Genomic DNA, 19069 nt, shown 5'->3' with positions numbered 1-19069 from the left:
CGCTTTCAGTTTATGCTTCTGCTGCTTTGTTCTGTACCGGTGCGGTTTGCAGGGCGCGTGCTTTTTCGGCTTCGTCTTCTACCGGGATATCCTCAAACCCTAACAGCAGGGTCAACACAAACGACAGCACCACTGCCAGACCCATCACGCCAAACACCCAGACGATGGTCATCGGGTTGGCCGGGTCGAAGAACTGCACGCTGGTAAACAGCCCCGGCGCCGCCATCGAATGGCTGGCAAGACCGGCCATTCCTGCCACCGCGCCGCAGATAAAGCCGCTGATCAGACTCGCAATCAGCGGACGCTTCAGGCGTACCGCCACGCCGTACAGGGCCGGTTCAGAGATCCCCGCCATGATGGCGGAGGCCGCCGCGGCCAGCGCCGTCTGGCGCAGCTCCGGGTTTTTGGTTTTCCACGCTACCGCCAGCGATGAACCGCCGAGCGACAGGTTGGCGCCGATTTCCGACGGCATCACCATCCCTTCTTTGCCCGTTTCGGCAATGGTCTGGATGATGGTCGGCGTAAACACGCGGTGCATCCCGGTCATCACCAGCAGCGGCCACAGCGCGCCCATAATGGCAACGGAGAGCCAGCCCAGATAGCCGTGAATGGTGTAGACCAGCGCGGAGATGGCGCTGCCGATCCAGATCCCCAGCGGGCCAATCAGTACGATGGCGAGCGGGGCGGCAATCAGCACGATCAGCATCGGCTTGAGGAAGTTTTTCGTCACCGCCGGGGTGATGCGATCCACCCAGCGTTCGATGTACGACAGGCACCAGGTCATCACCAGGGCCGGGATAACGGTATAGGTGTATTTCACCGCCGTCACCGGAATGAACGCGAACTCAACGTGCTCGCCCTGCGCGGCCTTGGCCATCAGCTCGATAAAGCTCGGGTGAACCAGTACGCCCGCAATGGCTATCGCCAGGGACATGTTGGTTTTGAACTTCACCGCTGCGGAAGCCGCCACCATCAGCGGCAGGAAGAAGAACGCGCCGTCGCCGATAACGGTCAGGATCGTCAGCGTCGGGTCACCTTTGCCCAGCACGCCGGTCATCTCAAGGATCATCGCCAGCAGCTTGACCATCGACCCGCCGATGATCGCCGGGATCAACGGAGACATGGTGCCGATCAGCGCGTCGAGGATCCCGGCGCCAATCCGGCGCAGCGTGAGCTTCTGTGGACCTTCCGCTACGGCAGGTTGCAGGTTGGCGGGCAGCAGGCTCACCACTTCACGGTATGCCTGGGACACGGTGTTGCCGATGATCACCTGGCACTGGTTGTCGTTGCGCACCACGCCGAGCACGCCGCTGATGCTTTTCAGGCGCGCGGTGTCGGTAAGGCTTTCGTCTTTCAGAACGAAGCGCAGGCGCGTCATGCAGTGGGTGACGGCGACGATGTTCTCTTTACCGCCCAGCGCGCTAACAACGTCGTTTGCCAGCGCAGCGTAATTTTTTGCCATCGGATGTGATCCTGTTATCGTTGTGTGAAGTGTAGGAAACCGGTTTCACATAATCATCATGAGTTTCTTTTAATGAAACAAGATCGCTTTTTATTCATTTTTTAGTTTCGTGATGACGATCACTCGTGGCCGTAAAAAGCGTGATAACGCCGCTGCGACAATTTTTCTGCGGTGAAGTACACTGCGGCTCATCAGTTTTGAATGGAATAACACTATGACCACCATGCTGGAAGTGGCGAAGCGGGCAGGCGTGTCGAAAGCGACGGTCTCCCGGGTGCTGTCGGGGAACGGTTACGTCAGCCAGGAGACGAAAGACCGCGTGTTTCAGGCCATCGAAGAGAGTGGGTATCGCCCCAATCTGCTGGCGCGAAACCTGGCGACCAAACGCACCCAGACCCTGGGGCTGGTGGTGACAAACACCCTGTACCATGGGGTCTACTTTAGCGAGCTGCTGTTTAACGCCGCGCGGATGACGGAAGAGAAGGGGCGTCAGCTGATCCTGGCGGACGGCAAGCACAGCGCCGAAGAGGAGCGCGAGGCGATCCAGTACCTGCTCGACATGCGCTGCGACGCGGTGATCATCTACCCGCGTTTTCTGAGCGTGGAAGCGCTGGACGAAATTATTGAGAAATGCGAGCAGCCGATTATGGTGCTCAACCGCCGTTTGCGGAAAAACAGCAGCCACAGCGTCTGGTCCGATCATAAAGCGTCGTGTCAGGACGCGGTATCGCAGCTGATCGCGAAAGGCCACCGGGAGATTGCGTTTATCACCGGTTCGCTGGATTCCCCCACCGGCGTGGAGCGTCTTTCCGGTTACAGGGACGCGCTGGCGCAGCACGGGATTGCAGTTCGTGACGCGCTGATCGCCGAAGGGAAGTGGAGCCCGGCCAGCGGCGCGGCGGCGGTCTCTCAGCTGCTCACCCGCGGCGAAGCGTTTACCGCGCTGGTGGCGAGTAACGACGATATGGCGATTGGCGCCATCAGGCAGTTGCACGAGAGCGGCGTCGCCACGCCGGGCGCGGTGTCCGTCATCGGCTTTGACGACGTGGCAATCGCGCCCTATATCGTGCCGTCCCTCTCCAGCGTGCGTATTCCGGTAACGGAGATGATCCAGGAGACCATCAGCCGCCTGATTTTCATGCTCGACGGCGGTGAGTTTAAGCTTCAGCAAACCTTCTCCGGTGAGCTTATCCTGCGCGACTCCGTTATTGACGGCCCGCATCGCTGACGTCGACATCTGTCATCGTCACTAATGACGATGACAGAACTACTTCTTTTTATTTCTCTTTAAAATCAACGCATTAAATATTGGCACGGTTTATGAATAGCTTCGCGCATAACAGTTATGCCGGAGAAGCAGATGAACCGTTTTATTATGGCCGATGCCAGCAAATGCATTGGTTGCCGTACCTGTGAAGTGGCGTGCGTGGTGTCCCATCAGGCAGAGCAGGATTGCGCCTCTCTCACCCCTGATACCTTTCTGCCGCGCATCCACGTCATTAAAGGCGTGAATATTTCTACCGCCGCTATCTGTCGCCAGTGTGAAGACGCGCCGTGCGCCAACGTCTGTCCGAACGGGGCGATTAAGCGCGAGAAAGGCTTCGTGCATGTGATGCAGGAGCGCTGCATCGGGTGCAAAACCTGTGTGGTGGCGTGTCCGTATGGCGCGATGGAGGTGGTGGTTCGCCCGGTGGTTCGCAACAGCGGTATCGGGCTGAGCGTGCGCGCGGAGAAAGCCGAAGCCAATAAATGTGACCTCTGCTACCACCGCGACGCCGGTCCGGCGTGTATGGAAGCCTGTCCGACGCATGCGCTGGTCTGCGTCGATCGAGACAAGCTCGAACAGATGAGTGCCGAAAAACGTCGCCGCGCGGCGTTCGACACCTCGTCATCACTGCTGTTCTGAACCGTATGAGCAGCAACGGCGTTCAGCTGCGGGTGCGCGGCAAGGTGCAGGGCGTGGGGTTTCGGCCCTTCGTCTGGCAGCTGGCGCACCGGCTGAAGCTTGTGGGCGATGTCTGCAACGACGGAGAGGGTGTCCTGGTGCGTCTCGCGGGTAATGGGGGGGACTTTACCGCGAGGCTGCATCAGGACTGCCCACCGCTGGCGCGCATCGATCGCGTTGAAACGCAGCCGTACAGCTGGAATACGCTGCCGGACGAGTTTGTCATCCGCCACAGCGAGAGTGGGGCGATGGACACGCAAATCGTCCCGGATGCCGCCACCTGTCCCGCGTGCCTGGCGGAGATGCGCGATCCCCGCGAACGTCGCTACCGCTACCCGTTTATCAACTGCACCCACTGCGGGCCGCGGTTTACCATTATCCGCGCCATGCCCTATGATCGCCCGGCCACGTCAATGGCGCCATTCCCGCTCTGTGTGCCCTGTGAAACGGAGTACCGCAACCCGGCTGATCGGCGTTTTCACGCCCAGCCGGTTGCCTGCCCGGACTGCGGGCCGCAGCTGGAGTGGCGAGCCGGGGAGGCTGCTGCTGCCCGCGAATCGGCGTTAAGCGCGGCGGTGGCGATGCTGGAAGGCGGCGGGATTGTGGCGGTCAAAGGGCTGGGCGGTTTTCACCTGGTCTGCGACGCGCTTAACCCGCAGGCGGTTCGGCAATTACGGGCACGCAAGCAGCGCCCGACCAGGCCGCTGGCGGTGATGATCCCGCATGCGAACGATCTGCCGAAGGCCATCCAGACGCTGTTACGTTCACCCGCTGCGCCGATTATGCTGACGCCAAAAGCCTGCCTTCCAGCGTTTCCTGAGGAGATTGCGCCGGGGCTGAATACGGTCGGCGTGATGTTGCCTGCGAACCCGCTCCAGCATTTGCTGATGTTGGACTGTCAGCGTCCGCTGGTGATGACCTCCGGCAACCTAAGTGGCCATCCACCCGTCATAAACAACCAGCAGGCGCTGGAAGAACTCAGTGACATCGCTGACGGCTTCCTGCTGCACAACCGCGACATCCTGCAACGGATGGATGATTCAGTGATGGACCAGGAGGGCACGATGTTGCGTCGCGCACGCGGTTTTGTGCCGGATGCAATCACATTGCCCGCCGGATTCCGCGACATCCCGCCCATGTTATGCACCGGCGCGGAGATGAAAAATACCTTCTGCCTGGTACGTGGCAACCAGGCGGTGCTGAGCCAGCATTTTGGCGATCTGAGCGACGAGGGCGTAGAGGCGCAGTGGCGCAGCGCGCTCTCGACGATGCAGGAGATCTACGCTTTCCAGCCAGAGCGTGTGGTGTGCGATGCCCATCCGGGATACCACGCCCGACAGTGGGCCCGGACGCAGGCGCTGCCCGTTGAGACCGTGCTGCATCATCATGCGCATGCGGCAGCGTGTCTGGCGGAGAACGGCTGGCCGCTCGACGGCGGGGATGTTATTGCCCTGACGCTGGACGGGATCGGCATGGGCGAGAACGGCGCGCTGTGGGGCGGCGAGTGCCTGCGGGTGAACTATCGCGACTGCGAACGGCTGGGCGGTCTGCCAGCCGTTGCGCTACCGGGGGGCGATCTGGCGGCAAAACAGCCGTGGCGCAATTTGCTCGCCCACTGTCTGGCGTTCGTACCTGACTGGCAGCAGTACCCGGAAACGGAGGCGGTACAGCGTCAAAACTGGCCGCTGCTGGCAACGGCGGTGTCGCGCGGTATCAATGCGCCGCGCGCCTCCTCCTGTGGTCGTCTGTTCGACGCCGTGGCCTGTGCGCTGGGCATTGAAACGCAACGCTATGAGGGCGAAGCCGCGTGCCGGCTGGAGGCGCTGGCCGAACGCTGTGCAGGGGTTGATCATCCGGTGACGCTCAAGACGGATAACCTTGCGCTGTTCTGGCAGCAGTGGCTGGCCTGGCGGGCGGAGCCCGGCGAGCGCGCCTGGGCCTTTCACGATGCGCTGGCAAAAGGGCTGAGCGAACTGGCGGCAACACATGCCCGCCGACGGTCGCTCTCTACGGTGTGCTTCAGCGGTGGCGTCCTTCACAACCGCCTGCTGCGCGCGCGCCTTCGTCATTACCTTTCTGATTTCACGCTTCTTTTTCCTTCGCGCCTGCCCGCAGGCGACGGAGCGATCTCCTTCGGGCAGGTGGTGGTTGCTGCCGCCCGATCATGTTCACAAAGGACTTAAAATGTTACGACTTTTACGCAATGAACCTCGTGCAGCGTGCCTGCTGCTGGCTCTCGGGATGGCTAACCTGCTGGCCTGGGGGCTGGCGTGGCACACCTTTAGCGACAGTACGGCGCTGATGGCGGCCAGCCTGCTGGCCTGGTGTTACGGACTGCGTCATGCGGTGGATGCCGACCATATCGCCGCGATTGATACCGTGACGCGTAAGATGATGCAGCAGGGCAAGCGCCCGTCCGGCGTGGGCGCATGGTTTTCTCTCGGACACTCCACCATCGTGGTGCTGGCCTCCATTGCTATCGCCGCTACCGCCACGGCGTTTCAGAAAAACATGGCATGGTTCCACGAAACCGGCAGCCTGATTGGCACCGCCGTCTCCGCCACCTTCCTGCTGGCGATGGCGCTGGTGAATATGGTGATCCTGCGCGGCGTCTGGCGCAGTTTTCAGGCACTGAAACACGGCAGGCCGGCGCAGGGCGACATCACGCTGCCTGCACAGGGTGGCGTCATGAACTGGCTGTTCGGCAAAACCTTCCGCCTCGTCAATAAAAGCTGGCAGATGTACCTGGTCGGTTTCCTGTTTGGCCTCGGCTTTGACACGGCCACCGAAATCGGCGTGCTGGGGATCTCCGCCGCCAGCGCCTCCAGCGGGATGTCGGTGTGGTCGATCATGATCTTCCCGGCGCTCTTCGCCAGCGGCATGGCGCTGGTGGATACGCTCGATAACCTGCTGATGGTGGGGGCCTACGGCTGGGCGTTTAACAAGCCGCAGCGCAAGCTGTACTACAACATGACCATCACCGGCACTTCGGTGGTAGTGGCGCTGTTTATCGGCGGCCTGGAAGCGCTGGGTCTGCTGATGGACAAGTTCTCCCTCAGCGGCGGCGTGTGGGATCTGATTGGCGCGGTGAACGATAACCTGGGCGATGCCGGATTTGTGGTGGTCGGGCTGTTTGTCGCCTGCTGGCTGATCTCGATGGCGAACTACCGCTGGCGCGGTTATGACGCGCTGGTGGTGCGCTCCTGACGCTGAAAGGGTAGCCATAAAAAAAGCCCCGGGACATCGGGGCGGTGGACAATAAAATCCAAAGGTTAAGTAAGCGTGGCAGTACTGTAGGCCGGGTAAGCGGAGCGCCGCCCGGCATGACGAGGGTTAAGCAGGTAACGATTTCAGCAGCGCGAAGGCCTCCTTCATTCTGTCTTCGCTGACCACAAAGGCGCGCATCTGACCGGCAGTATCGGTGCCGCGCGCCACCATGCCCTGAGGCGAAAGGGCAATCTGCCAGTCCAGATCCTGACGCTGCGTTTCACCTGCGAGATGCAGCGGTAGTTCCGGCGTTTTTACCTTCACCAGCATGGCGGGTAATTTCACCGGGGCGTTGCCGCCGAGCAGGTTTTTCGCCAGGAACATGGCGCTTAACTGAATCGGTTGCAGGAACGGCAGCACCTGGCCGTTAATTTCCGCGCAGTCGCCCAGGGCATAAATATCCGGCTGGGTGGTTTGCAGGTAGCTGTCCACCTTCACGCCGCGATTGATCTCTGCGCCCGCGCGGTGCGCCAGCGCGGTTTCCGGGCGCAACCCCGTCGCCGCAATTACCACATCCACTTCCACGCTGCGGTTGCGGTCGAGTGTCACACAAATGCCGGTTTCGGTTTTGCTCAGGCTCTGCAACTGCGATTTCAGCAGCAGATGCACGCCCATGTCGGTCAGACGATGCTGTAAGCGACTGCTTACTTCTGCTGGCATCAGCGCTGACAGAATGCTGGCCGCGTGGTCAACCAGGGTGACGGATTTTCCCGCCCGGCAGAAGTCCATCGCCAGCTCGGTGCCAATCAGCCCGCCGCCGACAATCATCACCCGCGTGGCGTCGCGTAACAGGGTCTCGCTGGCCTGATACTCCTGCTGGCTGTTGAGCGTGACCATTAGTTCGCGGCCCTCAACCGGCGGCACAAACGCCGATGCCCCCGTCGCCAGCACCAGCTTGTCGTAGTGCCAGGTTTTATCTTTCGCGTTCACCACGTGGGCGTCGGCGTCGATATCGGTCACCCAGGTGTACGGAAACAGACGCAGGTTAAACTGTTCTGCAAACTCCCCCGCCGTCTGGCGGGTGAGATCGTCGGCGCGCTGATTCTGGCTAATGACGTGGCTTAAATCAGGCTTGTTGTACTCATCCATGCTGTCGGCGGCGATTACCGTCAACGGCACGTTAGCATCCTGTTTGCGGATATTTTTCACCAGCTGGCGGGCGGCAAAGCCCGAGCCGATAATGACGATGCCGTGGCTCATTTTGCCTCCGTTGCCAGTTCATCAAAGACGTCTTTCCCGAGGGAACATTCCGGGCAGAGGAAGTTGTCCGGCACCTCGCTCCATGGCGTACCCGGCGCGACATCCTGCAACGGCTCGCCCAGCTCAGGATCGTAAATCCACTGGCAGACGCTGCACTGCATGCAAGGGCCGAGGTCGGCAGCGGCAGGAGCGGCTTCTGCTACGGCTTCCGGCGCAACAGCCGCGGCGGGTGCGGTTTCCGGCAGTGGCGCAAGCGCCCACTGGCGGGCAATGTCGCGACCGTGCTGGCGACAGATTTCCAGCGCGTCGAGATCCGGACGCCATTTCGCCTTCAGGCTCAGGGACATCTCAAAACCGGCATCCTGTAAACGGGTGGAGAGACGGTCTACCGCGCCGCCGCTCCAGCCGTGTGAACCAAAGGCGCTGGCGCGTTTGTTACGGAAGCGCAGGCCGGTCATCTCTTCCACCAGTCCGGCAATTTTCGGCATCATCACGTTATTCATGGTGGAGGTACCCACCAGCACGCCTTTGGAGCGGAAGACGTTGGTCAATACCTCATTCTTATCGCTGCGCGCCACGTTGAAGATTTTCACCGCCACGTTCGGGTCAACTTCGTTGATGCCCTGGGCAATGGCGTCCGCCATCATGCGGGTGTTGTTGGACATGGTGTCGTAGAAGATCGTAATGCGGTCTTCCTGATAGTCCGCCGCCCACTTCAGGTACAGTTCGACAATCTGGGTTGGATTTTCACGCCATACCACGCCGTGGGAGGTGGCAATCATATCCACCGGCAGGTTGAAGCCGAGGATCTCGGTGATTTTTGGCGTGACCAGACGGCTGAACGGGGTCAGGATGTTGGCGTAGTAGCGTTGGCACTGTTCGAACAGCTCGGTCTGATCCACTTCGTCGTTGAACAGACGTTCGTCGCAGTAGTGCTGGCCGAAGGCGTCGTTACTGAACAGCACCGCGTCACCGGTCATGTAGGTCATCATGCTGTCCGGCCAGTGCAGCATTGGGGTTTCCACGAAGATCAGCTGTTTGCCGTTGCCGATATCCAGCGTGTCGCCGGTTTTCACAGTGTGGAAGTTCCACTCCGGATGGTGGTGGTGGCCGTTGATGGAGTCAATGGCGTTAGTGGTGCAGTAGATCGGGGTATCCGGAATGTGGGACATCAGCTCGGTCAGCGCCCCGGCATGATCCTCTTCCGCGTGGTTGATGATAATGTAGTCGATCTCATTCAGATCGATTTCGCTGCGCAGGTTCTGCACGAACTCGCGGCTGAATTTGTGATCGACGGTATCGATCAGGACGTTTTTACCTTCACGAATGAGATAGCTGTTGTAGCTGCTGCCGCGCAGCGTTTTGTATTCCGTCCCGTGAAAATCACGTACTTCCCAGTCACGTTGACCCACCCAATGAATGTTATTTTTAACCAGAATAGACATAGCAACCTCAACTTAATACGGCGTTTTCAAATAAGATGACTGTCATATATCAAGTTGCGTGCCAACTTTTTAAATTATTGAAAATAATGAATTTATATTTTGATGCTCCCAAATAGGTAGTCATTTTGACTATCTTAAAAATTGTCAATATGACACTATGTATTGTCAAAATGACAGTGAGGCAGAGATGAGCTTTTCCGTAGATGTGCTGGCGAAGATCGCCATAGAACTGCAAACCGGTATTGGTCATCAGGACCGCTTTCAGCGGCTGATCTCCACGTTGCGTCACGTGCTGGATTGCGATGCCTCGGCGCTGCTGCGTTACGAAGGGCGGCAGTTTATTCCGCTGGCTATCGACGGTCTGGCGAAGGACGTACTCGGGCGGCGCTTTACCCTGGAGGGCCACCCGCGTCTGGAAACCATCGCCCGTGCGGGTGACGTGGTGCGTTTCCCGGCGGACAGCGATATGCCCGACCCTTACGACGGCCTGATCCCCGGGCAGGAGAGCCTGAAGGTGCACGCCTGTATCGGCCTGCCGCTGTTTGCCGGGCAGAACCTGATTGGTGCGTTAACCCTCGACGGCATGTCGCCGGATCAGTTCGATACCTTCAGCGACGAAGAGCTACGGCTGATTGCTGCGCTGGCGGCCGGGGCGCTGAACAACGCCCTGCTGATAGAACAGCTGGAGAGCCAGAATATTCTTCCGGGTAGCCCGACGGCGTTTGAGCAGGTGGCGCACACCGAAATGATCGGCCTTTCGCCAGGCATGGCGCAGCTCAAAAAAGAGATTGAGATTGTCGCCGCGTCTGATTTGAACGTGCTGATCTTCGGGGAGACCGGCACCGGTAAAGAGCTGGTGGCGAAAGCGATCCACGAAGCCTCGCCCCGTGCGGTGAATCCGCTGGTCTATCTCAACTGCGCGGCGCTGCCGGAAAGCGTGGCGGAAAGTGAGCTGTTCGGACACGTCAAAGGGGCCTTTACCGGGGCGATCAGCAACCGCAGCGGCAAGTTCGAAATGGCCGATAACGGCACGCTGTTCCTCGATGAAATTGGCGAACTCTCCCTTTCGCTCCAGGCCAAACTGCTGCGGGTGTTGCAGTATGGCGATATTCAACGCGTGGGAGACGATCGCAGCTTACGCGTGGATGTGCGCGTGCTGGCGGCGACGAACCGCGATCTGCGCGAAGAGGTGCTGGCGGGGAATTTCCGCGCCGATCTGTTCCACCGTCTGAGCGTGTTCCCGCTCACGGTGCCGCCGCTGCGCGAGCGGGGCGACGACGTGGTGCTGCTGGCGGGCTTTTTCTGCGAACAGTGTCGGCTCAAAATGGGGCTTTCCCGCGTGGTGCTAAGCCCCGGTGCGAGGACGCACCTGCTGAGCTACGGCTGGCCGGGTAACGTGCGTGAACTGGAACATGCGATTCACCGCGCGGTGGTGCTGGCGCGGGCTACGCGTTCGGGGGATGAAGTGGTTATTCATGCGCGCCATTTCGCGCTGCAGGAGGAAACGACGCCGTCCGTGAAGCCGGTGATACCTGAGAGCGTGAACGAAAACCTGCGCGAGGCGACGGATGCGTTCCAGCGTCAGATGATCGCCCGCGCGCTGGAGCAGAATAACCGCAGCTGGGCGGCGTGCGCGCGGGCGCTGGAGATGGACGTCGCCAACCTCCACAGGCTGGCGAAACGTCTGGGACTGAAGGGTTAAATAATCCCCGCCTGGTAGAAGTCTTGCAGGTTGATCGCGCCGCACAGCCTGCCGTGCTCGTCCACCACCGGCGCGGCGGTGATTTTGCGCTTCATCAGCACCTCTTTGGCTTCAATGGCGCGGCTGTCGGCATTCAGCGTCAGTCCGCCCTGGGTCATTGCTTCGGATACCCGCGCCTCCAGCTTGCCGCCGCCCACCAGCCAGCGGCGCAGGTCGCCGTCGGTGAAGACGCCCTTCACCTGGCGGTCATTGTCGCATACCGCAACCAGCCCCAGCCCGGTGCGGCTCAGCTCCAGCATGGCGTCCATCACGCTGGTGTCGAGTTTGACCTGAGGAATGGCATCGTCGGTGCGCATCAGGTGGTGAACCTTGTTGAGCAGACGTGCCCCAAGCGCGCCCGCAGGATGGGAGCGGGCGAAATCTTCCTCATTAAAACCGCGCGCCTGCATCACCGCCATTGCCAGCGCGTCGCCCATCATCAGGGTGTTGACGGTGCTGGAGGTCGGTGCCAGGTGCATCGGACAGGCTTCGCGCTCAACGGAAATATCCAGCGTTGCTTTCGCGGCCAGCGCCAGCGGCGATCGGGATTTGCCGGTCATCGCTAACAGGGCCACCGATTTTTCTTGCAGGCGAGGGATGATGAGATCCAGCTCTTTGGCTGAACCAGAGTAGGAGATAAACAGCATCACGTCGCGGCTTTCGATCATCCCCAGATCGCCGTGCAGCGCTTCGGCAGGATGCACAAAGAACGCCGGGGTGCCGGTGCTGGCAAGCGTCGCGGCAATCTTCTTGCCGATATGACCGGATTTACCGATACCCGCCACGATCACTTTACCCTCGCAGTGGATAATGGTGTTGGCTGCACGAACAAAATCCTCACCCAGACGCTCCGGCAGGCGGCTGGCTTCCTGTAGCTCCAGCAGCAGGGTCTGACGGCCTGCGTTTAACAGAAAATCACTCATTTTTCTCTCCGGTTACGATCACGTCGATGCCCTTCGCTTCCAGCGCTTTTTTAAACGCCGGGTCGATACCCGCGTCGGTAATCAGCTTGTCGACGCTTTCAAGGCTACAGACAATGTTGGGGCTTTTGCGGCCAAACTTCGACGAGTCTGCCATCAAAATCACTTCCCGCGCGGCGTTGCACATGGCTTTACTGACGCTGAACACCTCGTTAAACGTCGTGACGCCCGCGTTCAGGTCGATGCCGTCGGTGCCCATAAACAGCTTATCGAAGCTGAAGTGGTCGAAGGCATTCTCCGCCAGCTGCCCGTGAAACGACGCCGATTTTTTACGGAAGGTGCCACCGGGCATCAGGATGGTCTGCTCGCTGTCGAACTCTGACAGGGCATTGACGATGTGCAGGCTGTTGGTCATCACGGTGATGTTATTAAAGCGGCTGAGCAGCGGGATCATCTGTAGGACAGTACTGCCTGCGTCGAGGATAATGGAATCGCCGTCATGGATAAATTTGACGGCGGCTTCGGCAATCAGCGCTTTCTGGTGAGTATTGATCAGCGTTTTGTGGTCGATAGGCGGGTCGGCTTCGTCTTTATTGAGCACCACGCCGCCGTAGGTACGAATGACGGCGCCGGAGTTTTCGAGCAACACCAGGTCCTTGCGTATTGTCGTGCCGGTGGTGTCAAAGTAGTGGGCCAGATCCTCTACCGAGCACTTTCCCTGCTTTTGCAGATGCTCAAGTATGGCCGCCTGCCGCTGACGTGGTTTCATAGGCGCTTCGTTCCTTACGTTGCGAAATGATAATTCCGCAAGTTTATAACTTTCACAACGAAATTATCTATGTTTCAGATTAAGCGCTAATGATAGTGCATTCTGACAGAGTGAATCATGGGGGAAGATCACATCAGGTTGTAATTCATGCAGCGAAATGCCGTTGATCGCCTGAATTTTGGTCGGACGGGCAAACACCGTTACGCCGCGCATGATGAGGGAATCGCTCACCCGGTTGTGTTCATCCAGCGCAACGGCAACCACCACCCGCGGCTTAAAGCGCCCCCCGGAACGCCCGACGCCGACGCGTCCCTTCTGACACAACGCATCAAAGGCGCGGTTAAACTGGTAGATCTGCCAGCCGCCAAACGCCATCTGGCAGATCCAGGCGAGGGCGGCGACGGTGATGAGTGCGGTTACCATATCGGCTCCTTGTTATATTCCCTCTCCCGGTGGGAGAGGGGGAGGGTGAGGGCATCACCCTGCTCGATCAGAACATCACCTGCCCACCGGTGACGTTAATCGACTGTCCGGTGCAGTACGAGGCTTTCGGGCTGGCGTAAAACAGCAGCATGTTCAGCACGTCCTGATAGTCGCACCCGCGCTTGAGCGGCACTTTGTCGATGTAGTACTGCTCCACTTCTTCAGCTTTGATGCCAAGTTTGGCGGCGTACTGTGGCAGCAGGGACTGGAACATCGGGGATTTCAGCAGGTTACCCAGCATCAGCGCGTGAACGGTAATGCCGTATTCGGCCAGATCCAGCGCCAGAGACTGCGTCAGCCCGACGCCGCCAAACTTCGCCGCGCTGTAGCCGGAGTTGTGCTTGCTGCCCACTTTCCCCGATTTTGAGTTGATCTGAATGATGCGACCCTGAATACCGTCGCGGATCATCAGACGGGAAAATTCGCGGGCGCAGAGGAAATAGCCCACCAGATTCACCTGCAACGAGCGGTCAAAATCCCCCAGCTCGAAATCGCTGATAAACGCCGCTTTCGCAATCCCCGCGCTGTAGACCAGCAGGTCGATACGCCCAAATATCTCGTCCACGCCGCGGGCCAGCGCCATCACGCTCTGCTCGCTGGTGGCGTCGGCACCAAATCCGTACGCCATCCCTTCGCCAAACTCGGTGTTGATGGCGTCCGCTACGCGGGCGGCTTTCTCACTCTGAATATCCACGACCGCCACGCGGTAGCCCTCTGCGGCAAGCCCATGGCAGAGGAACTCGCCTAAGGTTTGTCCCCCACCAATGACAACGGCAACCTGACTCATGTGTCTCTCCTTTATTACGAAATAAATTTTAACGTGCAGCCTGGGGTGACAGCCTGCGGAACCGGGCCCACTACGTGAACCGTACCGGGATACTCCGCCTGCGGCTGGCCGTCGAAACGTAGGGTGATATGCCCCAGCTCGCGCAGGTTTTGCTCGGCGACGTCGCCGACGGCGGTCACGGCATAGCGCGCCTCGCCCAGCTGTAGCTGGCTCCCTGCCTTTAGCTCGCCGTTCAGCTCGCCGTGGCAGTGGATAAAGCAAAACTCTTCGATATCTGCCGGGGCGCCTTCGCGGAAGGTGATCAGCATCTGGTCGCTCAGCGCATCCGCCGCGCTCTGGCCGATGCGGGTAATGGTTGTCTGGTAAATCACAGTCATGGCAGGCACCTCTTATTGATAAATAAAGCCGGAAACAAACCAGGCAATCAGCACCGTCGGCGCGCCCGTCAGGAAGCGGCTGACCAGCACGGACGGCACGCCCACGCGCACGGTCTCCTGGCGTGCTTCCGCCAGCGACAGCCCCACGGGGATAAAGTCGCACGCTGCCTGGGCGTTAATGGCAAACAGGGCGGGCAGGGCGAGGTGCGGAGGAATATTCCCCAGACCAATCTGCACGCCAATCAGCACGCCGATAACCTGAGCAATCACCGCGCCCGGGCCGAGGAACGGCGACAGCAGCGGGAAGGAGCAGATCAGCGCCAGCGTCACCAGGCCGAGCGGGTGGCTGGCAAGCGGGGCGAGGCCGTGGGCAATCCAGTCGCCCAGGCCTGAGGCCATGATGATGCCGATCAGCGCCGAGACGAATGCCATAAACGGCAGAATGGTCTTCAGCACCGTGTCGATGGTGTCGCGCCCGGACTGGAACAGCACCGCCACGGCGGACCCCATCCCCATCCCGACCTTCGCCAGCAGGCCATCGCTCTGCTCGGTGATTTTTTTGCTGGTGTCGTACTCGCGCGGGGCCGCTTTTTGCGGCGCAGATGTGCCATTCACCAGCGTGATGTTGTCTTCCTTCACGCCTGACACATAAATATCTTCAACGATGTACTGCGCCAGCGGGCCGGATTTCCCGGTGGAGTGAATATTTACCGTCGGAATGCGGCGCTTCGGATAGATGCCGCAGCGCAGCGTGCCGCCGCAGTCGATCACCACCACGCCGATTTCCGCTTCCGGCGGTTCGCCTTCCTTGAAGCCGTCGACCGCTTCCCAGCCGGTCAGCTCGCGCAACTTGTCGACGATCGCCGGGCGCGTGCCCGCGGTGATGTACACAATCTTTTTGCCTTCGGTGGCGTCGAACTCCAGCGGGCCGCCCCAGCCGCCCGTGCCTTTCTCAATGCGGATCCGGTTCATGCTGTGGCTCCTGAAAGATGGACTTTCTGTTCAAGCTGGATGCCCATTTTTTTCTCGAAAATGGCGGTGGTGAGGTCAGTCACCCAGCCGCGGAAGAAGTTGGTCACCAGACCGACCAGCAGGTAGCTCACCGCCAGCGGGCCGAGCGGCAGGCCAAGCGTGGTCAGGCCGCTGGCGATCCCGAGATAGACAAACAGTTCGCCGGGGTTGATGTGCGGGAACAGGCCGTTCATGGAATGGCAGCTGTAGGAGGCGGCGGCGTAATAGCTCGGCTTGTACTTCTCTGGCATAAAGCGGCCGAGGCTTAAGGTCATCGGGTTGCAGAACACGAAGGTGCCGATAAAGGGCAGTATCAGGTAGCGGGACAGCGGGTTTCCTGCGCAGCGCTGGGCGAAGCGCTCAATGCGCTGCTGGCCGATAAAGTTAATCAGCGCGTTCATGATCACCAGCAGGCTGATCAGCAGGGGCAGGATCCCGGTCACCATGCCAGTAAACACTTCTCCGCCTTTCTGAAACAGCCCGATGAACCACTCGGCGCCATGGGTGATGGTTTCTATCATTCTTCTCTCCTGTAGGGCGTTTGTTTTTGTCTATCTGCGGCTAATAATAATCACTTTGAAAGGTTTTAAAGTGTTAATTAGATCTCACAATGAAAGAAAAATGTATTATTTTGAAAGTTTATTGGTGAGGTGAATAATTTTTGGTGGAAAAAGGCACGGATTTGCGTTGGGGAGGTGCGTACCGCTTCCTTGAGGAGTTGGGGATGCTTTACCATACTGGGTTCTTACCGAACTCGTTAAATGGATGCCACATGTTCAAGCGTCGTTATGCAGCGCTGTTGCCTGCGCTTATTCTCCTGTCCGCCTGTAGTAGCAAACCCAAGACCGAAGCCGTTCAGCCAACGGCGGGCGCGCCTTCCGGAGGATTCCTGCTGGAGCCGCAGCACAATATGATGCAGATGGGAGGCGACTTCGCGAATAACCCTGCGGCCGAACAGTTCATCGATAAAATGGTGAGCAAGCACGGTTTTGATCGCCAGCAGCTGCATGCCATTTTGTCTCAGGCGAAGCGTCTGGACTACGTGCTGCGCCTGATGGACAGGCAGGCGCCGACGGCCCAGGTGCCGACCGGGCCAAACGGGGCGTGGCTGCGTTATCGCAAACAGTTTATTACCCCGGACAACGTGCAAAATGGCGTGGTGTTCTGGAATCAGTATGAAGACGCCCTGAACCGCGCGTGGCAGGTCTATGGCGTGCCGCCGGAGATCATCGTCGGTATTATTGGGGTTGAGACCCGCTGGGGACGCATTATGGGTAAAACCCGCATCCTCGATGCGCTGGCGACGCTCTCCTTCAACTACCCGCGTCGCGCGGAGTATTTCTCTTCCGAGCTGGAAACCTTCCTGCTGATGGCGCGAGACGAACAGGACGATCCGTTAGATCTGAAAGGGTCGTTCGCCGGTGCGATGGGCTACGGCCAGTTTATGCCGTCCTCCTATAAGCAGTACGCGGTAGATTTTAACGGGGATGGTCACATCAACCTGTGGGATCCCGAAGACGCTATTGGCAGCGTGGCCAACTACTTCAAAGCGCATGGCTGGACGCCGGGCGGCCAGGTGGCGGTACAGGCGAACGGCGAAGCGTTTGGTCTGGAAAACGGATTTAAAACCAAATACAGCGTGGCGCAACTGGCAGCGGCAGGCTTAACGCCGTCTCAGCCGCTGGGCAATGTTGACCAGGTGAGCCTGCTGCGCCTGGATGTCGGAACCGGTTATCAGTACTGGTTCGGGTTGCCGAATTTCTACACCATTACCCGCTACAACCACAGCACGCACTATGCGATGGCGGTGTGGCAGCTGGGGCTGGCGGTGTCTCAGGCGCGTGTGCCAGCAGCGTCACCGTTTAGCCAGTAAGTCCCCTTATGCCTCCCTCTCCCTGTGGGAGAGGGCTGGGGTGAGGGCACCCGCCCGCACCTGTTTCCCGCAGAAACATTTCGCCACACTCCCATTTAACTCCCGCCGTTTACATCTCAATCGCCTTTCATTATTGTTATGTTATAACATTATTGAATTGAGATATCCATGTCCCTGTTTTCTCTCTCATCCTCGCTTCGGCTGCTGCTGGCGCTGGTGCTCATTCTGTTTCTCGGCCTGGCCGTGCGCTGGGCGGTGGCGTTGCCATGATCGTGATGAACGACCTGGTGGCGGGTTACGATCGCCAGCCCGTTACGCGCGCGCTGTCCGGCGTGATTGAACGCGGGAGCATGACCGCCATCGTCGGGGCCAACGGCTGCGGCAAATCCACGCTGCTGAAAACGCTCGCCGGCTTTCTTCCGCCCGTCAGCGGTACGTTTCGCTGGCAGGGGAGACGTCCGGTGGTGGGCTGGCTGGCGCAGCGTCACGCGCTGGAGGCGCAATTTCCTCTGACCGTGCAGGACGTGGTGAGCATGGGCTGCTGGCCAGCAATCTCTCTGTTTGCCGGTTTTCGTCGGGATGCCCGCATGCGCATTGCCGGCGCGCTGGAGCGCGTGGGGCTGGAGTCCATGGCGTTCTCCACTATTGATGAACTTTCCGGCGGGCAATTCCAGCGCATGCTGTTTGCCCGCGTTTTAGTGCAGCAGGCACCGCTGGTGATGCTGGACGAACCCTTCACTGGCGTCGATGAAGCGACCTGCAACGTGCTGATGGATCTGATGCTGGAGATGTATATGCAGGGGCAGACTCTGCTGGCGGTACTGCACGACAGCGAACGCGTCTCGCGCCACTTCCCACAAACGTTGCGGCTGGACGCTGATACGCCGCACTGGAAAACCGAGCGGGTGAGGGTGGCATGATCTGGCATCTCTTCTTCCAGCCGTTTATTGAGTACGGCTTTATGCGGCGCGCGCTGGTGGTTTGCCTGGCGCTCTCCGTCAGCACCACTGCGCTGGGTGTATTCCTTCAGCTGCGTCGGATGAGCCTGATGGGGGACGCCCTTTCTCACGCCATTTTGCCGGGTGTCGCGGTGGGCTATCTGCTCAGCGGGATGTCGCTGCTGGCAATGACTGTCGGCGGGTTTATTGCCGGTATCGCCGTTGCGCTGGTGGCCGGGCTGGTCAGCCGCCGTACACCTCTTAAAGAGGATGCCAGCTTCGCGGGGTTTTACCTGGGTTCCCTGGCGCTGGGCGTCACGCTGGTGTCGCTGCGCGGTTCAAATGTCGATCTGCTTCATCTTCTGTTTGGCTCCATTCTCGCCGTGGATAGCGCGTCAGCCCTGTTCGTGACGGGCGTTTGCATGTTCACGCTCCTCACGCTGGCGATTTTTTATCGTGGGCTGGTCAGCGAAGCGTTCGACACTGCGTGGTTGCAGGTGAACGCGCGCTGGCTGCCCGGGATGTTACACGGTCTGTTTCTGGCGCTGCTGGTGCTCAACCTGGTGGCCGGTTTTCAGGTACTCGGCACGTTGATGGCCGTCGGGCTGATGATGTTACCCGCCGTGGCGGCACGCTGCTGGGTGCGCACACTGCCAGGGTTACTTTTGATGGCGGGTATCAGCGGTATTTTTTGCGCGTGGCTGGGCTTAAGTCTTTCCTGGGCAGTGAGTCTGCCCGCCGGGCCCTCCATTGTGCTGACCGCCAGCGCATTGTTCTTTATTTCAGTTTTATTTGGCACGCGCAGCAGGCTGGCGGATAGCCTGCGGGCGCTTTTTTAACGCAAGGGGAAA

The 19069-nt window shown here is 59.6% G+C and carries 18 protein-coding genes; 8 read left to right on the top strand and 10 right to left on the bottom strand.

The window, feature by feature from the left end; genetic code table 11:
* Positions 1 to 10: 10 nt before the first annotated feature.
* The gene (gene ascF, locus ACOTX1_RS05885; protein ID WP_023314719.1) at positions 11 to 1462 is read right to left on the bottom strand and encodes a PTS cellobiose/arbutin/salicin transporter subunit IIBC; all 1452 of its coding nucleotides are present in this window, start codon (positions 1460 to 1462) and stop codon (positions 11 to 13) included.
* Positions 1463 to 1676: 214 nt separating this feature from the next.
* Here ascF and ACOTX1_RS05880 point away from each other — a divergent pair, with 214 nt between their 5' ends.
* The 4 genes from ACOTX1_RS05880 (at position 1677) to ACOTX1_RS05865 (ending at position 6614) form a co-directional block, all read left to right on the top strand.
* Entirely contained in the window at positions 1677 to 2690 is a 1014-nt protein-coding gene (locus tag ACOTX1_RS05880; protein ID WP_022651738.1) for a LacI family DNA-binding transcriptional regulator, read from the top strand.
* A 132-nt stretch (positions 2691 to 2822) separates the two neighbouring features.
* Positions 2823 to 3368 (top strand): electron transport protein HydN, encoded by a 546-nt coding sequence (gene hydN, locus ACOTX1_RS05875; protein ID WP_017382793.1) that lies wholly within the window; start codon positions 2823 to 2825, stop codon positions 3366 to 3368.
* A gap of 5 nt (positions 3369 to 3373) precedes the next feature.
* Positions 3374 to 5590: a carbamoyltransferase HypF gene (hypF, locus tag ACOTX1_RS05870; RefSeq protein ID WP_023314718.1), complete on the top strand. Its 2217-nt coding sequence runs from the start codon at positions 3374 to 3376 to the stop codon at positions 5588 to 5590.
* Between the two features lies 1 nt (position 5591).
* Positions 5592 to 6614, top strand: a complete 1023-nt coding sequence (locus tag ACOTX1_RS05865; protein WP_023314717.1) for a HoxN/HupN/NixA family nickel/cobalt transporter — start codon at positions 5592 to 5594, stop codon at positions 6612 to 6614.
* Between the two features lie 126 nt (positions 6615 to 6740).
* Here the strand turns inward: ACOTX1_RS05865 and norW are convergent, their stop codons facing one another.
* Entirely contained in the window at positions 6741 to 7874 is a 1134-nt protein-coding gene (norW, locus tag ACOTX1_RS05860; RefSeq protein WP_023314716.1) for an NADH:flavorubredoxin reductase NorW, read from the bottom strand.
* Complete coding sequence (gene norV / locus ACOTX1_RS05855) at positions 7871 to 9319, bottom strand: anaerobic nitric oxide reductase flavorubredoxin (protein ID WP_022651734.1); 1449 nt, start codon at positions 9317 to 9319, stop codon at positions 7871 to 7873. The genes norW and norV overlap by 4 nt, the downstream gene beginning before the upstream one ends.
* A 187-nt stretch (positions 9320 to 9506) precedes the next feature.
* Here norV and norR point away from each other — a divergent pair, with 187 nt between their 5' ends.
* Positions 9507 to 11021, top strand: a complete 1515-nt coding sequence (norR, locus tag ACOTX1_RS05850; RefSeq protein ID WP_023314715.1) for a nitric oxide reductase transcriptional regulator NorR — start codon at positions 9507 to 9509, stop codon at positions 11019 to 11021.
* Here norR and gutQ read toward each other — a convergent pair.
* The 7 genes from gutQ to srlA all read right to left on the bottom strand — a co-directional run bounded on the left by gutQ (position 11018) and on the right by srlA (position 15928).
* Positions 11018 to 11983 carry an arabinose-5-phosphate isomerase GutQ gene (gene gutQ, locus ACOTX1_RS05845; protein WP_015571677.1) on the bottom strand — a complete coding sequence of 322 codons (966 nt, stop codon included), beginning with the start codon at positions 11981 to 11983 and terminating at the stop codon, positions 11018 to 11020. The genes norR and gutQ overlap by 4 nt on opposite strands.
* On the bottom strand, positions 11976 to 12749 hold the full coding sequence (srlR, locus tag ACOTX1_RS05840) for a glucitol operon DNA-binding transcriptional repressor SrlR (RefSeq protein WP_022651731.1): 774 nt from the start codon (positions 12747 to 12749) through the stop codon (positions 11976 to 11978). The genes gutQ and srlR overlap by 8 nt, the downstream gene beginning before the upstream one ends.
* 63 nt (positions 12750 to 12812) lie before the next feature.
* Positions 12813 to 13172, bottom strand: a complete 360-nt coding sequence (gutM, locus tag ACOTX1_RS05835; protein WP_023314714.1) for a transcriptional regulator GutM — start codon at positions 13170 to 13172, stop codon at positions 12813 to 12815.
* A gap of 67 nt (positions 13173 to 13239) precedes the next feature.
* Positions 13240 to 14019 carry a sorbitol-6-phosphate dehydrogenase gene (srlD, locus tag ACOTX1_RS05830; RefSeq protein WP_003862162.1) on the bottom strand — a complete coding sequence of 260 codons (780 nt, stop codon included), beginning with the start codon at positions 14017 to 14019 and terminating at the stop codon, positions 13240 to 13242.
* Between the two features lie 14 nt (positions 14020 to 14033).
* A complete protein-coding gene (gene srlB, locus ACOTX1_RS05825) occupies positions 14034 to 14396 on the bottom strand; it encodes a PTS glucitol/sorbitol transporter subunit IIA (protein WP_022651730.1) in 363 nt (120 codons plus the stop codon).
* 12 nt (positions 14397 to 14408) lie between these two features.
* A complete protein-coding gene (gene srlE, locus ACOTX1_RS05820; protein WP_022651729.1) occupies positions 14409 to 15368 on the bottom strand; it encodes a PTS glucitol/sorbitol transporter subunit IIB in 960 nt (319 codons plus the stop codon).
* Entirely contained in the window at positions 15365 to 15928 is a 564-nt protein-coding gene (srlA, locus tag ACOTX1_RS05815; RefSeq protein ID WP_003862164.1) for a PTS glucitol/sorbitol transporter subunit IIC, read from the bottom strand. The genes srlE and srlA overlap by 4 nt, the downstream gene beginning before the upstream one ends.
* 251 nt (positions 15929 to 16179) lie before the next feature.
* Between srlA and mltB the strand changes: the two genes are divergently transcribed.
* The 3 genes from mltB (at position 16180) to ACOTX1_RS05800 (ending at position 19057) form a co-directional block, all read left to right on the top strand.
* A complete protein-coding gene (mltB, locus tag ACOTX1_RS05810) occupies positions 16180 to 17280 on the top strand; it encodes a lytic murein transglycosylase B (RefSeq protein ID WP_057979986.1) in 1101 nt (366 codons plus the stop codon).
* A 266-nt stretch (positions 17281 to 17546) separates the two neighbouring features.
* Complete coding sequence (locus tag ACOTX1_RS05805; protein ID WP_022651726.1) at positions 17547 to 18200, top strand: metal ABC transporter ATP-binding protein; 654 nt, start codon at positions 17547 to 17549, stop codon at positions 18198 to 18200.
* Positions 18197 to 19057 carry a metal ABC transporter permease gene (locus ACOTX1_RS05800; protein WP_015571669.1) on the top strand — a complete coding sequence of 287 codons (861 nt, stop codon included), beginning with the start codon at positions 18197 to 18199 and terminating at the stop codon, positions 19055 to 19057. Before ACOTX1_RS05805 ends, ACOTX1_RS05800 begins: the two co-directional genes overlap by 4 nt.
* Positions 19058 to 19069: the final 12 nt, after the last annotated feature.

This window comes from Enterobacter cloacae complex sp. IR5401 (assembly GCF_049238425.1).
Classification (GTDB): Bacteria; Pseudomonadota; Gammaproteobacteria; order Enterobacterales; family Enterobacteriaceae; genus Enterobacter; species Enterobacter hormaechei_C.
This window is presented reverse-complemented; position numbering and strand designations above follow the sequence as displayed.

Bases quoted from the DNA above. Each gene is read 5' to 3' on its own strand.
- ACOTX1_RS05800 (WP_015571669.1), top strand. From the start codon at position 18,197: ATGATCTGGCATCTCTTCTTCCAGCCGTTTATTGAGTACGGCTTTATG.
- ACOTX1_RS05865 (WP_023314717.1), top strand. From the start codon at position 5,592: ATGTTACGACTTTTACGCAATGAACCTCGTGCAGCGTGCCTGCTGCTG.
- gutM (WP_023314714.1), bottom strand. From the start codon at position 13,172: ATGGTAACCGCACTCATCACCGTCGCCGCCCTCGCCTGGATCTGCCAG.
- mltB (WP_057979986.1), top strand. From the start codon at position 16,180: ATGTTCAAGCGTCGTTATGCAGCGCTGTTGCCTGCGCTTATTCTCCTG.
- gutQ (WP_015571677.1), bottom strand. From the start codon at position 11,983: ATGAGTGATTTTCTGTTAAACGCAGGCCGTCAGACCCTGCTGCTGGAG.
- norV (WP_022651734.1), bottom strand. From the start codon at position 9,319: ATGTCTATTCTGGTTAAAAATAACATTCATTGGGTGGGTCAACGTGAC.
- srlR (WP_022651731.1), bottom strand. From the start codon at position 12,749: ATGAAACCACGTCAGCGGCAGGCGGCCATACTTGAGCATCTGCAAAAG.
- hydN (WP_017382793.1), top strand. From the start codon at position 2,823: ATGAACCGTTTTATTATGGCCGATGCCAGCAAATGCATTGGTTGCCGT.
- ascF (WP_023314719.1), bottom strand. From the start codon at position 1,462: ATGGCAAAAAATTACGCTGCGCTGGCAAACGACGTTGTTAGCGCGCTG.
- ACOTX1_RS05805 (WP_022651726.1), top strand. From the start codon at position 17,547: ATGATCGTGATGAACGACCTGGTGGCGGGTTACGATCGCCAGCCCGTT.
- srlD (WP_003862162.1), bottom strand. From the start codon at position 14,019: ATGAGTCAGGTTGCCGTTGTCATTGGTGGGGGACAAACCTTAGGCGAG.
- norW (WP_023314716.1), bottom strand. From the start codon at position 7,874: ATGAGCCACGGCATCGTCATTATCGGCTCGGGCTTTGCCGCCCGCCAG.
- ACOTX1_RS05880 (WP_022651738.1), top strand. From the start codon at position 1,677: ATGACCACCATGCTGGAAGTGGCGAAGCGGGCAGGCGTGTCGAAAGCG.
- hypF (WP_023314718.1), top strand. From the start codon at position 3,374: ATGAGCAGCAACGGCGTTCAGCTGCGGGTGCGCGGCAAGGTGCAGGGC.
- srlE (WP_022651729.1), bottom strand. From the start codon at position 15,368: ATGAACCGGATCCGCATTGAGAAAGGCACGGGCGGCTGGGGCGGCCCG.
- norR (WP_023314715.1), top strand. From the start codon at position 9,507: ATGAGCTTTTCCGTAGATGTGCTGGCGAAGATCGCCATAGAACTGCAA.
- srlA (WP_003862164.1), bottom strand. From the start codon at position 15,928: ATGATAGAAACCATCACCCATGGCGCCGAGTGGTTCATCGGGCTGTTT.
- srlB (WP_022651730.1), bottom strand. From the start codon at position 14,396: ATGACTGTGATTTACCAGACAACCATTACCCGCATCGGCCAGAGCGCG.